At 64.9% G+C, this 15,455-nt stretch carries 9 protein-coding genes; 8 read left to right on the top strand and 1 reads right to left on the bottom strand.

Features of this window, described 5'->3' with window-relative positions; translation table 11 throughout:
- Position 1 precedes the first annotated feature (1 nt).
- The 6 genes from VGH98_03530 (at position 2) to VGH98_03505 (ending at position 10,873) form a co-directional block, all read left to right on the top strand.
- The gene (locus VGH98_03530; protein HEY2375025.1) at positions 2–244 is read left to right on the top strand and encodes a hypothetical protein; all 243 of its coding nucleotides are present in this window, start codon (positions 2–4) and stop codon (positions 242–244) included.
- A gap of 110 nt (positions 245–354) precedes the next feature.
- A complete protein-coding gene (locus tag VGH98_03525; GenBank protein HEY2375024.1) occupies positions 355–2,793 on the top strand; it encodes an ABC transporter permease in 2,439 nt (812 codons plus the stop codon).
- A gap of 107 nt (positions 2,794–2,900) precedes the next feature.
- Entirely contained in the window at positions 2,901–6,251 is a 3,351-nt protein-coding gene (locus VGH98_03520; GenBank protein HEY2375023.1) for a hypothetical protein, read from the top strand.
- Positions 6,252–6,375: 124 nt separating this feature from the next.
- Positions 6,376–9,456, top strand: a complete 3,081-nt coding sequence (locus VGH98_03515) for a M14 family zinc carboxypeptidase (protein HEY2375022.1) — start codon at positions 6,376–6,378, stop codon at positions 9,454–9,456.
- 90 nt (positions 9,457–9,546) lie between these two features.
- Positions 9,547–10,230, top strand: coding sequence for a DUF4349 domain-containing protein (locus VGH98_03510; GenBank protein ID HEY2375021.1), 684 nt, complete (start codon positions 9,547–9,549; stop codon positions 10,228–10,230).
- A 121-nt stretch (positions 10,231–10,351) separates the two neighbouring features.
- Complete coding sequence (locus VGH98_03505) at positions 10,352–10,873, top strand: hypothetical protein (GenBank protein ID HEY2375020.1); 522 nt, start codon at positions 10,352–10,354, stop codon at positions 10,871–10,873.
- A 9-nt stretch (positions 10,874–10,882) separates the two neighbouring features.
- Here the strand turns inward: VGH98_03505 and VGH98_03500 are convergent, their stop codons facing one another.
- The gene (locus tag VGH98_03500) at positions 10,883–11,545 is read right to left on the bottom strand and encodes a hypothetical protein (GenBank protein HEY2375019.1); all 663 of its coding nucleotides are present in this window, start codon (positions 11,543–11,545) and stop codon (positions 10,883–10,885) included.
- 15 nt (positions 11,546–11,560) lie between these two features.
- On the opposite strand from VGH98_03500, the gene murC reads away from it, so the two are divergent.
- Both murC and VGH98_03490 read left to right on the top strand, forming a co-directional pair.
- On the top strand, positions 11,561–13,012 hold the full coding sequence (gene murC, locus VGH98_03495) for a UDP-N-acetylmuramate--L-alanine ligase (protein HEY2375018.1): 1,452 nt from the start codon (positions 11,561–11,563) through the stop codon (positions 13,010–13,012).
- Positions 13,013–13,017: 5 nt separating this feature from the next.
- Positions 13,018–15,453: a fused MFS/spermidine synthase gene (locus tag VGH98_03490; GenBank protein ID HEY2375017.1), complete on the top strand. Its 2,436-nt coding sequence runs from the start codon at positions 13,018–13,020 to the stop codon at positions 15,451–15,453.
- Positions 15,454–15,455: the final 2 nt, after the last annotated feature.

The raw sequence follows: 15,455 nt of genomic DNA, 5'->3' as shown, positions 1-15,455 counted from the left end.
AATGAGCTCCGTCGATCCCAGCCGCAGCGCCTATGGGCGCGTGCGTAGCCGCTCGGATCGACCGTGGCGAGCGGTCGCCGACGAGGAGGGGCGTGTCTGGCGCGTACGGGAGGTCAGCTTCGCCGACGACGCTCCATCGCTGATCTTCGAATCCGAGGCCGGATTCCGCCGGGTTCGGGCCTACCCAAAGGATTGGCAGGTGCTGAACGACTCGGAGCTGTATGAGCTGAGTTGGAGGACGTGAGGAGGGGCTAGGGGTTAGGGTTAGGGGTTAGGGGTTAGAGCAACGACTCTCTGCCCTCCGCCCGCTATCCAGTCAGCAACCACCAGCCACCAGCCGTTGTCCAATTCCGCATGGACAACCTCATCAGTGATCTCCGCTTCGCCTTGCGCAGCCTCCTGCGCGCGCCTGCCTTTACGATCGCCGCGGTTCTCGCGTTAGGCCTGGGGACCGGCGCCACCGCTGCGGTCTTCAGCATGTTGAATGGGGTCGTATTGCGCCCGCTGCCATATGCGGACCCCGACCGCCTCGTCCAAATCTGGGAGACCAACCACGCGAAGGCGCTCGAGCACGAGCCTCTCTCGCCAGTGAACTTTCTCGACTACCGAGGACTCACAGGCTCCTTCGTCGACGCGGCCGCGTGGTGGAGGCCCGAGCTGAACCTCTCCGACGACGCCAACGGCAATGCGATTCGTGTGAGTGGCGTCGAGACGACGCGCAATCTCTTCGACGTCCTCGGCGTGCGCCCCCGTATCGGCCACGCCTTCACGCCTGAGCAGGGACTCTACGGGAAAGCGCTCGAGGTGGTGATCAGCGATCGACTGTGGGAGTCCCGGTTTCAGCGGGACCCGGGTGCCGTTGGGAGAGGCGTGCGCCTGAATGGATTCCTGTACACGATCGTCGGCGTCATGCCGCCGGGCTTCACCTTTCCCGGCGAGACCGATCTGTGGCAGGGCATGATCTGGAATCCGGCGCAGCACAGCCGCGGCGCGCATTTCATGGAAGCCGTGGCGCGCCTCGCGCCTCATGCGACCACCGGTGCTGCCAATCGTGAGCTGAGCGCCCTCACCGTTAGGCTCGGCGACGAGAACCGGGCGACGAACGCCGGATGGAGCGCACGTGCCGTCGACCTCGACCACGAGGTGGCGGGCGTCTTTCGTCCCGCGCTGTTCGCGCTGTTTGGCGCCGCGGGCGTGTTGCTCGCGATCGCGTGCCTCAACGTCGCGAATCTCCTCCTCGCTCGGGCAACGACGCGTCGGCGAGAGGTTGCAGTACGCGCCGCGATAGGTGCGAGCCGCTCGCGTCTCGTTAGGCTCTTTCTCACCGAAAGTCTCCTCCTCGCCATCCTCGGTGGCCTGCTTGGTACGGTGATTGGCGTCATCAGCGTGAAGGGCCTCCTCGCCTGGACGCCGATCCACATTCCGCGCGCGCAGGAGATCGGCGTCGACCCACCGGTTCTTCTCTTCGCGACGGCCATTGCCGCGCTCACGGCGGTCGCTTTTGGTCTCGCGCCGGCGCTCGTCCAGTCGCGCACCGAGCTGCAGCGCGTACTTCAAGCGGGAGCTCGCGGCAGCTCCGCCGGAGCGCGCCACACGCGCGCCACGCTCGTGATCGCCGAGGTTGCCCTTGCGGTGATGCTGCTGGCCGGAGCGGGGCTGCTCGTCCGCAGCGTCTCGCGATTGCTGCGCGCGGACCTCGGCGTCGACGCGACCTCGGTGCTCACCGCGGATGTGCAACTTCCCGACGTCGCGTACAAGGACTTCGCGCGCGTCGATCTGTTCTACACGAATCTGGTGCAGGCCCTCCGCAGCCGACCCGAGGTTTCCGCCGCCGGTGCGAGCAACTTTCTCCCCCTCGAGACAGGTTGGCGGATTCCCTTCCGCGTGCGAGACATGCCGTTGCCCCCTTCGGGAGACGAGCCGACAGCGCAGTATCACACCGTCGACGACGGCTACTTCAATACACTTCGCGTTCCGCTCGTTGCGGGCCGCGTTTTCGAGCCCCGCGATGACGCGCACGCACCAGGTGTAGCAATCGTAAACGAGACGCTCGCGCGCCAGCTCTGGCCGGGAGCAAGTCCAATCGGCAAGCGCATCGTCACCACCGTACGATACGTCGGCCCGTTAGGCGCCCGTATCGTCGCTGGCGACGATCACGAGGTGATCGGCGTCGTTCGCGACGTGAAGAATGCGTCGATCCAGAGTGCCACCGAGCCGGCGCTCTACTTCAGCGAGCATCAGTTCCCATTCCGGAAGATGCACCTCGTCGTGCGCTCACGCGGCGATGCGGCGGCGCTCGCGGCAGTGATTCGCGATGCACTGCGCGGACTCGATCCGAGCCTACCGGTGGCGAAGATCGACCCGTTAGGCAGGACACTCGCCGCGTCGGCCGACCCACCGCGCTTCGTCATGCTTCTCCTCGGCGTCTTCGCGGCATTGGCCTTGACGCTCGCCGCCGTCGGCATTTATGGAATTCTCACCTACGCGGTCACACAGCGGCGAAAGGAGATTGGCATCCGCGTCGCACTCGGCGCCGAGCCCGCGACGATGCTCCGGATGATCGTCCGCGAGGGACTCGTCCTCGCCGGGATCGGTTGTGCGATCGGCGTCGTGGTGGCAGTGATCGCTGGCCGCTCACTCTCGGGCTTCCTGTACGAGGTTTCTCCCGCCGATCCGCTGACACTCGTTGGTGTGACGATCATCGTCCTCATCGTGGCGGCGGGCGCGTGCGTCGTCCCGGGAAGGCGCGCCGCTAGTGAGGATCCGGTGAAGGCGCTTCGACTCGGCGATTGATCCTTCGCTTCGCTCAAGGATGACAATCTGGTTAGTGGAGTGACCTTGCTCTCGCTCGTGCCGCTCGTATCGTTGATCCGTCGAACGAGCGCTAATGGAGCAAGAGCATGTCGATCACCGGCAACTTTCGCGTCGTCCTCTCGGTTTTTCTTCTCCAGTCCACCATTCTCTCGGCGCAGCAGCCCGGCCGTCGGCCGCAGCGTCCTGAAGACCCATTTCGCTTCCAATTGATGGGACCGTCTGGTGGCGGCCGGTTCGCCGCCGTGACGGGTGTACCGGGCGACCCGCGCGTGTGGTACGTCGGCTCGGCGTCCGGCGGCGTGTGGAAGTCGAGCGACAGCGGAGCCACGTTCCGCCCTGTGTTCGACTCGATGGCGGTGCAGGCGATCGGCGCGCTCGCCGTCGCTCCGTCGAACCCGAACATGGTTTGGGCGGGGACCGGTGAGGCGTGGGCGATCCGCGACGCCGACGTCATGGGCGACGGCGTCTATCTGTCCAACGACTCGGGCGCGACATGGAAGAACGTCGGACTCCGTGAGACGGGGCGCATCGGACGTATCATCGTCCATCCGACCAATCCGAACATCGTCTATGTCTGTGCGCTCGGCCGAGTCACTGGCCCGCAGCAGGAGCGCGGCGTGTATCGCACGACCGATGGCGGCAAGAATTGGCAGCGCGTGCTGTTCGTCGATCCGAACACCGGTTGCTCCGGTCTCACGATCGACGCGAAGCATCCGTCGGTGCTGTTCGCCGGGATGTGGCAGGTGGAGATGCACACCTGGGCGATGTTCAGCGGCGGTGCGGGGAGCGGCCTCTACGTCTCGCGCGACGGCGGCACGAGCTGGAGCAAGGTCGCGAGTCCCGGACTTCCCAAGTCCCCGTTAGGCAAGATCGACGTCGCGGTGGCGCCGAGTGATTCGCGCCGGGTGTACGCGCTGATTCAGACTCCCGACCAGGGCTCGTTCTGGCGCTCGGACGACGGCGGCGCCAACTGGCGCCCGGTGAACTGGACGCGCGCGCTCATCGGGCGTGCTGGATACTACATTCGCGTCGCGGTCTCGCCGAGCAACGCGAACGAGATTCTGATCGCGAACAGCAGCTTTTTCCGCTCGATGGACGGTGGCGTCACGTTCCAGACCGTGCCGTGGGGTGGCGACAACCACGATATCTGGTTCGATCCGAAGAACGCGGATCATTTCGCGCTCACGAACGATGCCGACGCGCGCATCACGGTGAATCACGGGAAGAGCTTCACGAACGTGTCGCTGCCTAACGGGCAGATGTATCACGTCGCCGTCGACAACCAGACTCCTTACTGGGTGTACGGCAACCGCCAGGACAACGGCACGATGCGTGGGCCGAGCACGGCGCCGGAGGCGCCCACCGGCGGACGCGGCGGCGTGTTCGCTCCGGGTGGTCGCGGCGGACGCGGCGCGGGCGCTCTCGGTGGCCGGCCGGATTCGGTCCCACCGCGCCGGCCGCCTAACGCAGACAGCGGACGGACGCGGCGCGACAGCGTCATGGCCGCCGACTCGAATGCCTTCGAGGACCAGGGCGGCGGCCGTGGCGGCGGCTTCTCGACGTGGGATCACGGCCTCGGCGGCTGCGAGTCGGGATTTACACTTCCTGATCCGACCGACGCCGATATCGTGTGGGCCTCGTGCTACGGCGACGAGGTCACGCGCTGGAACGCGAAGACGAAACAGGCGCGCTCCGTGAGTCCGTGGTTCCACACGCTGGATTCGCCGCCTAACGATCTCAAGTACCGCTGCCACTGGACGCCGCCGCTCGCGATCGATCCGTTCGATCACAACACGGTTTATTATGGTTGCCAGGTGATCTTCAGTACGTCCAACGGCGGGCAAAGTTGGCGCGTGATCAGTCCGGATCTCTCGACTCGAGATCCCTCACGGATTGTTTCCTCGGGCGGCATCGTCGGCGATAACCTTGGCCAGTTCTACGGCGAGGTGGTGTTCGCGATCGCGCCGTCGGAGATCCAGCGCGGGCTGATCTGGACCGGCACGAACGACGGTCAGATCTGGTTCACGAAGGACGCGGGCGCGACCTGGACGAACGTCACGAAGAATGTGACCGGGCTGCCGGCGTGGGGAACGATACGCAAGATCGAGCCATCTCACTTCGATCCCGGCACAGCGTACGTCGCCGTCGACTTTCATATGATGGACGATCGCCGGCCGTATCTATACAAGACGACCGACTTCGGCCAGACGTGGACGCGCCTCAGCGACGGCCTGCCTAACGACCACCCGTTATCCTATATGATGTCGGTCGCCGAGAACCCGAATCGGAAGGGAATGATCTTCGCGGGGACCGGCCACGCGTTCTTTTATTCGCTCGACGACGGCGCGCACTGGACGCAATTCAAGGAAGGACTTCCTGCGGCGCCCGTGACGTGGATCGTCGTCCCGAAGAAGTGGCATGACGTGGTCGTCTCGACGTATGGACGCGGCGTCTACATTCTGCGCGACATTGGGCCCCTCGAGGAGGGAGCAGGCGCACAGCTCGCTGCCGCCGGTGCGCGACTCTACACGCCGCACCCCGGTTATCGCCAGGCGCGCAGCGGCCACGCCGATATCACCTTCTCACTCGCCACGGCCGAGCGCGCGCCGGCAAAGGTCCAGGTGCTCGACTCGACCGGCGTGGTGATTCGCACGATCCAGCAGCCGACACGCGTCGGATTGAATCGCGCGATCTGGGATCTGCACTACGACGCGCCGAAGCGCGTCGAGCTGCGCACGACGCCCGAGGCAAATCCGCACATCTGGGAGGAGCCACGCTTCAAGGGCAAAGCCGTTAGGCCGATCACGCATTGGGGCATTCAGGGTCCGCAGAGCACGGGCCCATTAAGCCTGCCGGGCCGCTACGCGGTGCGGGTCGTCGTCGGGAAGGACACGACGCCCTCGCAGCCGCTCGAGGTTCTCCGCGATCCGGAGATTGCGTCGAGCGACGCCGACCTCGTCGCTTCGACGCAGACGCAGATCCGCATTCGCGACGATCTGAACGCCGCGGCGGAGATGATCAACAAGCTCGAAATCGTTAGGCGTCAGATTGAGGATCAGCGCAAGGCGCCCGCGACGTCGGCCGACGCGTCGTCGGCGTTGGCAGCACTCGACGGAAAGCTCCTCGGCGTCGAGCTACGGTTGCTCACGAAGTCCGATCTCAACAGCGACGACAAGTATTACGTCGAGGCGTACAAGGTGTATCTGAACCTGATCTGGCTTTCGGGCGAGGTCGGCACGGGGGCGGGTGACGTCGCCGGCGGCGCGGATTCTCGGCCGACGGATACGTCGCTCGAGGTGCTCGCACAGATCGAGTCGGATCTCGCGGCGGCAAAGGCGGAGTACGCCAAGGTGATGACGGAGGACGTGCCGGCGTTCAACAAGGCGATGTCGGGTAAGGTCACGGCGCTGACCGACACCCTCATCACCGGTCGCTGATCCGCGTCCCAACAGTTCTCCAAGCCTGAGGCGCCGCTGCCAAGTCACGGCGCTCGCCGACACAGTCGCGCGCGTTAAGTTGTCTGCTGCATACAACTACTCTCTACCTTCTCCGAGGTCCGGAATGACTCGCTTCAGTTCCGCGTTGGTCCTTCTCACTCTGCTGATGGCTGCGCCGTTGCCGGCGCAAAACTCGACCGCTCAGCAGGGTTCGAGCGCGGCCGATCTCTCCGCCGCCCGACCTGGCCGCGATCCCGGCCAGGCGATCGACGAGGAGTACACGCGCAAGATCCACGAGTACACCACCGAGCCGTTCTTCCTCTCGCCCCTCGTCGACTACCTGCCCGCCTCCAAGACCGTCCCGACGCCCAAGGCTGTCCTCGGCGACATCGCCGGCGCGCCGACGAAGCTCCCCGACTCCAAGGAGGTGTACGCGTACATGCGTCTCCTCGCGAAGTCGTCGCCGAGGGTGAGAGTGTACTCAATTGGCAGGACTGAAGAAGGGCGCGAGATGGTCGCCGTCGCCGTGGCATCGGAAGAGCTGATGGCGAAGCTCGACGAGAACAAGGCGAAGCTGGCCAAGCTCGCCGACCCGCGCACGATCGGCATGAACGACGACGAGGCCCGTCGCATCGCCGCCGACGCGGCGCCCGTGTACTACATCACCGGGACGATCCACTCCACCGAGTCGGGCGCGCCGACGGCCCTCATGGAGCTCGCCTACCGACTCGCCGTCGATGAGAGTCCGTATATCAAGAACATCCGCGACCATCTCATCACGCTCATCACACCGATTGTCGAGGTCGACGGACGCGACCGCATGGTCGACATCTTCAACTGGCACATGAAGCACCCTGGAGCGACGTACCCGGACCTCGTGTACTGGGGGCACTACGTGCGTCACGACAACAATCGCGACGCGATGGGGATGACGCTCAAGCTCACCCAGAACGTCCTCAACACCTTCGTGGACTGGAAGGCGCAGGTACTGCACGACCTCCACGAGTCCGTGCCGTTCATGTACGACAATACGATCGGGGACGGGCCGTTCAATGCGTGGCTGGATCCGCTGCTCACGAACGAATGGCAGATGATCGGCTGGAACAACGTGCAGGAGATGACGCGCTTCGGGATGCCCGGCGTCTTCGCGCACGGGCAGTTCGATACGTGGTCGCCCGGCTACCTGATGTTCATCGCGGCGACGCACAACGGCATCAGCCGCTTGTACGAGACCTTCGGTAATGGCGGCACCGCGGAGACACTCGATCGCACGCTCAGCCCGAGCGAGACGGAGCGGACCTGGTATCGCCAGAATCCGCCGCTCGCGCACGTGAAGTGGTCCCTCCGCAACAACAACAACTACGAGCAGACGGGGATACTCGTCTCGCTGAGTTATATCGCCAACAATCGACGTACCTTCCTCGAGAATTTCTACGAAAAAAGCAAACGCTCGATTCTGAAGCCGAAAACAGAAGGGCCCGCGGCGTACGTGCTGCCGGCGGACGATCCGCGTCGCGGCGCGCAGGCGGATCTGCTTCGCGTGCTGCAAAAACAGGCGGTCGAGATCTCGCGGGCGACGCGGCCCTTCTCGGTCACGGTGGTCGTTAGGCGTCCCGCGGAAGGCCGGGGCGGCCGGGCTGGACGCGGAGCGGCAACGCAGGGCGACAGTGCACCGCCACGCCCGACCGAGGTGACGGAAACTCGACAGTTCCCCGCGGGCAGCTACGTCATCCGCATGGACCAGCCGTACTCACGCATCGCCGACGCGCTCCTCGACTATCAGTACTGGAGCCCGAACGATCCGCAGAAGAATCCCTACGACGACACTGGCTGGACGTTCCCGGAAGGGTTCGGCGTACGCGCTGTCCGCACCACGGATACCAAAGTTCTCGACGTTCCCATGGAACGCGTGACGGGGGAGATCAAAGCGCCGGGCGGCGTCACGGGCTCGGGTGGCGTGTTCCTCGTCAACCACAACGGGGACAACGCGCTGGCGACGCTCCGATACAAGCTTAGGAATGCGGACTTTCAAGCGGCCGAAGCGCCGTTCGACGCCGACGGCAAGCACTTCAACCGGGGCTCGTTCGTCATCCGCAACGTGTCGCAAGGCGACCTCGATCGCCTAACGAAGGAGCTCGGTATTTCCGCGTACGCGTCGGCCGCCGCGCCTAACGTCAAGCTGCATCCATTGCGCGCCGCGCGCATCGCGCTGCTGCATACCTGGCAGAACACCCAGACCGAAGGGTGGTGGCGCCAGGCGCTCGATTTCCTCCAGATCCCCTACGACTACATCTCGACGCAGGACGTCGCGAAAAACGCAACGCTCAATGCGAAGTACGACGTCATCCTCTTCCCACCGGCGGGCGGCAACGCCAACGCGATCATCCAGGGACTTCCACAGTGGCGAAATCCACTCCCGTGGAAGAAGACGCCGGAGACGCCGAACATCGGAGTGTTGGCACAGACCGAGGATCTCCGCCCAGGACTCGGCTGGCAGGGGTTGGCGAACCTCGAGAGCTTCGTCAGGCGCGGTGGCGTGCTCGTCAGCGTCGAAAACACGGCCGACTTCGCGGTGCAGTTCGGCCTCGCGAACGGAGTCAGCGTCAATCAGCCGCGCCGAGGCGAAGTGGTCGGCACGCTCCTCCGTTCACGGATCGTCGACGACGCTAGCCCGATCGTCTATGGCGTGAAGGACAGCCTCGCCCTGTACAGCGCGAACGGCCAGAGCTTCGGCGTCAGCAGCGTGCGTGGCGGACGCGGCGGCGGTCGCTTTGGTGCTGGCAATGGCGAAGCGCGCGCGACCGGTCGCGGCACCCCAGACGATCCGGACGTGGTCCAGGGACGGCCGCTCGACGAACGCTTCGACGCGCCTCGCCCAACGCCCGTGCAGCCGTGGCAAGCCGCGCCGGTGACCGATGAGATCTTGCGCAACCCGGTCGGCGTGATCCCACCCGACCAGCGTCCACGTGTCGCGGTGCGCTTCGCCGATCAACGCGACCTGCTGGTCTCGGGTCTCCTCGACGGCGGGACCGACATCGCCCAACGCCCGGCCGTCATCGACGCGCCGCTCGAGAAGGGACACGTGGTGTTGTTCGCAAACAACCCGATCTATCGCGGCGAGACGATCGGGTCGTATTTCCTCGTGTTCAATACGGTTATGAACTTTGACAATCTGAACGTGGGGAGGAAGCTGGACTCGAAGTAGGCCAAGCAGAACGACTCGGTGAAACCCTCAATCTCCGTACGTGTACCACGGGCGCTGTCGCGTGCACCCTAACCGTATGGGAGGTGCTCTATGACTCGTTCCGTGTTTCGCCCCGCGTTCGCTGTCGTAGTGGTACTCGCTGCCGCCGGATGTCATATCGCCCAACGCGCCGGAGCGCCCGTGCTGGGACCCGGCGCCTCGGTCGCCCCGGCAGGGGTGGGCTCGATTCGCCTGGAGCCGGCGCAACGCATGCTCGTCAGACGTGGTGATCTCTCCGAGGAAGTGGAGGACCTCACGCCGCCGGTCGTTCGTACCCGCAGCCTCACGGAATCGCTCGGCGGCTACATCGCCAGCGAGTCGCGGGACGAGCGACGGGTCAGTGTCTCGATGCGAGTGCCGGAGCCCAAGCTCGATGTCGCGCTCGATTCACTCTCGCAGCTCGGCACGGTGAAGTCGCGTAAGGTGTCGTCCCAGGACGTCACCGAGGAGTCGATCGACGTCGAGGCCCGCATCACGAGTCTGTCCACCGAACGCGATCAGCTCCGGACATTGCTCGAGAAAGCCGTCAATATGAGCGACGTGTTCACGCTCGAGCGCGAGCTTGCGCGGGTGCAGGGGGACATCGACAGCCTCGAGCACCGGCTCGATCATCTGAAGAACACATCGGCGCTCGCGGAGCTGAACGCGGAGTTCAGCAAGAAGCGTGAGCCCGGCCCGATATCGGTGTTTTTCAGCGCGATCGGGCGAGGGATCGGGCGGTTGTTCGTCAAGTGACGGCGGAACTGCTTGGAGGAGCGAGCTGAAAGGGCTCGCCCTCCTAGCCTCCCTTAGGCAATTCCAACCCGGCCCGGCACGGTGCTCGCTTAGCGACAGTAGGATCAGTCGAGAGCATTCCATGCGTTATTCGCCGATACTTCTGCTCCCTTTGGCAGCAGGCCTTGGTTGCGCCGGTGCGCGGATGGCATACCCGACCACCGAGCCCATTCGAACCGACTCACCGATCTACACGGTGAGCGAGGCGAATGGGCTCGCGCACCTAACGATTCGGATGACGTACCGCAACTCCACCGGCGGGCCAGTCTACTTGCCGATGTGCCAGGGGCCGCAGCCACCGCGACTGCAGAAGCAGGTTGGCGACAAGTGGGTCATCGCGTTCCAGCCGAATGTGCTCGCCTGTGAGGAGACGCCTCTCAAGATCGCCAACAACACGACCTACGAGTACGTCTTTCAGGTCATCGCGGGCATGCCGGGTACCAATTACCTGCCGCGCTTCGCGGTGAACGAGGTTCCGGGGACGTACCGCGTTCTCTGGGAAGTCTTCCACGGCGCGGCTGGCGAGCCGAGCCATCCGGTGATCACGCGCGCTCAGCTGCCCACGGACGAGGAGGTCTCGAATACCTTCCAGCTCGTTCGTTAGGCAGCGCGCTCAGAAGTCCCCGTTGCTCGCGAACGCCGCAATCACCGCCAGCGTCAGTACGCCGAACAGCAGCGTTGCTCCCAGCGCCGGATAGCTTCCCAGTCCGCCGCCGACCGTTCCCGCGGCGCGTACTCGGCCGCCCGTCAATAGCGCGTCAACGTGCCCGTTGAGGTGAATGAGGTCTCCGCCTACGACGTAGACACCGGCCGTCACGCCATACGGACTATGATCGATGTTGTTGGGCACCATCGGTACGTCCATGCGTAGAGCGCCCCCCGAGACATCGACCGCGCTCGTCGGAGACATCCAGTAACGCCGCCGCGCCTCGACGGCGATGCGCGCACCCTCGCTCACCAAGCCCGCGGAAATCGTTCCGCCAAGCGCTCGCGTTGGGCCGGTGTTGAACATGGGCCCAACGGTCCAGAGAAGCTGCGAGCTTACATCCGGGACTCTGAACGAGTCGACGTACGGTCCGGAGCTCAGCGTGTAGTGAGTTTGCGTGGTGGCAAACGCGTACTCACCGCTCATCTCCGTGATCCAGAACGATCCGCACCGCGGCTCCGGTTTTCCGCGCCAACACAGCGGACTTCGCGGTCGCGCGCTGCTATCCGACTGAGCGGAAGCGAGGGTAGGTAGCGCGAGCAGGCAGAGGATCGAAACGGAGCGCAGCATCAGTCGCTATGCTTCATGGCCATGAATGACAACGGGCTCGTACTGGACGACATCGCGCCGCACTCCGTCAAGCGCATCCACCTCGTCGGCGTCGCCGGCACGGGGATGGGATCATTTGCAGGAATGCTCAAGGCCGCCGGCTATACAGTGACGGGAAGCGACGCAAACGTCTACCCCCCCATGAGCGACATGTTGAGCGCCTGGGGAATCGACGTGATGACGCCTTACGCGGCTGAGAATCTCGATCGTGCGCGGCCCGACCTGGTGATCATCGGCAACGTCATTAGACGCGAGAACCCGGAAGCGACGGCAGTCCGCGAGCGGCGCGTTCCACAGATGAGCTTCCCCGCGGCGTTTGGATCGCTCATTCTCGCGGGCAAGCACAGCGTAGTCGTTGTTGGCACGCACGGCAAAACGACGACGTCGGCGTTGGTGGCGCACGTGCTCGTCGCTGCAGGGACCGATCCATCCTTTCTCGTTGGCGGCGTGACACTCAACTACAACGGCAACTTTCGCTGTGGCGCGGGTCCGTACGTGGTCGTCGAGGGTGACGAGTACGACACCGCCTATTTCGACAAAGGACCGAAGTTCCTCCACTATCGCGCCAAGACGGCGATTCTCACGAGCATCGAGTTCGACCACGCCGACATCTATCGCGACATGCCGCATTACGAGTCGGCGTTCGTGAAATTCGCAGACGTTCTCCCCGCCGATGGTACGCTCGCCGTGTGCTCGAGCTACCCCAACGCGATCGAGATCGCCCGGAAGGGAAGGGCGGACGTGGTCACCTATGGATTCACCGGCGACTACGCGGCAAACGATCTGAGCTTCGACGCGTCGGGCGCGCACTTCGTGATCAGAGAGCCCGATGGCAGCGCGCCGCGCTTTCTCCTGCCGATGGCCGGGCGTCACAATGTCGAGAATGCCGCGGGCGTCTACGCCGCCGCGCGATCGCTCGGCCTAACGAGTACGCAGATCGCCGCGGGCTTCGCCTCGTTCCGCGGCGTGAAGCGGCGTCAGGAACCGCGCGGCGAGCCGAACGGCGTTCTCGTCATCGACGACTTCGCGCATCACCCAACCGCGGTGCGCGAGACGATTCATGCAATCCGTCTGCGTTATCCGGATCGCCGTCTCTGGGCGGTTTTCGAGCCGCGTTCGAATACGAGCCGCCGCAACATCCACCAAAAGGAATACGCCGAGTCATTCGAGGGTGCCGAGCGTGTGTCGCTCAAGGTGCCGGAGCCACACGACAAGGTGCCGGCGAACGAACAGCTCAGCGTGCCGGCCATCGTCGACGCGCTGCGTCATCGGGGCATGGTTGCCGACTACTCGTCCGACGTGGGTGAGATCGTGAGCCGGGTCGCGCACGAAGCGAAGCGTGGAGACGTGGTGCTCGTCATGAGCAATGGCGCATTCGGGGGATTCATTCCGTCGCTTCTGGGCGAGCTCGAGAAGCGGCAAGGCTGAGACCCATGCCGAAGACAGTTGCCAAGCACGCTGTCACCCGATTCGAGCCGCCCGTTGCCGGCGTCGCTCCCGCGCGACCACTCGGCGCTCTGCTCGCGCTCTTCGTCCTGAGCGGCATCGCGGCGCTCATCTACGAGATCGTCTGGTTTCAACTTCTCGAGCTGGTGATCGGCTCCTCGGCGATCTCGCTCGCGGTACTGCTCTCCACGTACATGGGCGGGATGTGCGTCGGCAGTCTGCTTCTGCCGCGCCTAACGAAATTGCGCGTCATCCACCCGTTTCGTCTCTATGCGTTCCTCGAGCTCGGGATCGGTGCATGTGGACTCTTCGTGCTCGCGGTGGTGCCGCTGGTGAGCGGTGTGTACTCGGCGATCGCCGGCCATGGGCCGTTCGCGATCCTGATTCGGGCCGTAGTGTGCGCCATATGCCTTCTTCCACCGACGGTGCTCATGGGCGCGACGCTGCCGGCGGCGTCGCGCGCCGTGGCCGCGACCCCTGACGGCGTCGCCTGGATTGGCTTTCTGTACGGCGGGAACACCGTCGGCGCGGTATTCGGCAGCATCCTCGCCGGCTTCTATCTCCTGCGCGTGTACGATCTCACGATCACGACGCTCGCCGCGCTCGCGATCAATCTCATCGTCGCGGGGGTCGGGTTCGGCGTCGCGAAGCGAACGGGCGTGCCGCCGCTGGAGCCAACCGGGCGCCGCGCGTCAGGCACCACGCGGAATACTGCGATCTATCTCGTCATTGGCCTCTCGGGAGCGGCTGCCCTCGGCGCGGAAGTCGTGTGGACGCGACTGCTGTCCCTGATGCTTGGCGCGACGACGTACACCTTCTCGATGATCCTCGGCGTCTTCCTGTCGGGGCTCGGTATCGGCAGCGCGTTCGGCGCGGCCATCGGCCGTTCGGTCGCGCGACCGCGTCTCGCTTTGGGCGCGTGCCAGCTGCTTCAGGTGCTTGCGATCCTCTTCGCGGCGGCGATGATCGGGAGCGCACTTCCGTACTGGCCGATCAATCCCGCGCTCGCGCCAAGTCCCTGGTACACGTTTCAACTGGACCTGACGAGGTGTATCTGGGTTGTCCTACCCGCGGCATGTCTCTGGGGGGCGAGCTTCCCGCTTGCGCTCGCGTCGGCGGCACACGATGGCGGCGACGCCGCGCAGTTCGTCGGCGCCGTGTACGCGGCGAATACGGTCGGCGGCATCGTCGGTGCGCTCGGGTTCAGCCTGGTGCTCGTACCGGTGCTGGGAACTCAGGACGCGCAGCGATGGCTCGTCGCGCTGGCGGCGTTGGCGGCGCTGGCCGTATTCGTTACGTCGTTAGGCGGGCGCGCTCGTATCGGGATGGTGACGGCGGCGGTGACGCTGGCCGTGCTGGCCAGTGTCGCCACGCCGAGCGTCCCGGGACTGCTCGTCGCGTACGGGCGGTACATGGTGACGTGGCTGGGTCAGGTGGACGTGCGCTATGTTGGCGAGGGAATGAACTCGAGCGTCGCGGTGACGACGCTCACGTCCAGCGGTGCGACGCAATTCCACGTCAGCGGCAAGGTCGAGGCGTCGACGCTGCCGCAGGACATGCGACTGCAACGGATGCTGGCGCACCTGCCCGCGCTCGTGCACCCGCATCCGGCGTCGGTGCTCGTCGTCGGCTTCGGTGCCGGCGTGACGGCCGGCTCCTTCGTGCCGTATCCCGACGTCGAGCGCCTAACGATCTGCGAGATCGAGCCGCTCATTCCGCGTGTCGTCTCGGGCTATTTCACGCACCAGAACAACGACGTGCTTAATGACAAGCGCACGACGATGGTCTATGATGACGCGCGCAGCTTCATTCTCACGACGCACGACAAATTCGACGTCATCACCTCGGATCCGATTCACCCGTGGGTCAAGGGCGCGGCGTCGCTCTACACGCGCGAGTATTTCGAGGCCGTAAAGCGGCACCTCAACCCGGGCGGCGTCGTGACCCAATGGGTTCCGCTCTACGAGAGCACGCCGGACGCCGTGAAAAGCGAGATCGCGACTTTCCTTGCCGTCTTTCCGTACGGCACGGTCTGGGCGAACAACTTCAACGGCGGCGGCTATGATCTGGTCCTGCTCGCGCAGAACCAGACGACGCGCATCGATATCGCCGCGCTGGCGGCGCGCTTCGGGAATCCTCGTTATGCAGGGGTCGCGGCATCGCTCGGCGAAGTCGGCTTCGATTCGCCGATCGCGCTCTTCTCCACGTATGCTGGGGACGGGTCGACACTGAAACCCTGGCTCGAGGGCGCGGCGATCAATCGCGATCGGAACCTGCGTCTCCAGTACCTGGCAGCCGTCGGGCTCAATTCCTATCGCAGCGAGGCGATCTACACGCAGCTCGCGTCGTACCGTGTCTTTCCGGATTCGCTCTTCGTCGCTGACGACGCGTGGAAGGATCGTCTCCGCGCGGTGATGCGCTGAAC

It is taken from the genome of Gemmatimonadaceae bacterium (assembly GCA_036496605.1).
GTDB lineage: Bacteria > Gemmatimonadota > Gemmatimonadetes > Gemmatimonadales > Gemmatimonadaceae > AG2.
This window is presented reverse-complemented; position numbering and strand designations above follow the sequence as displayed.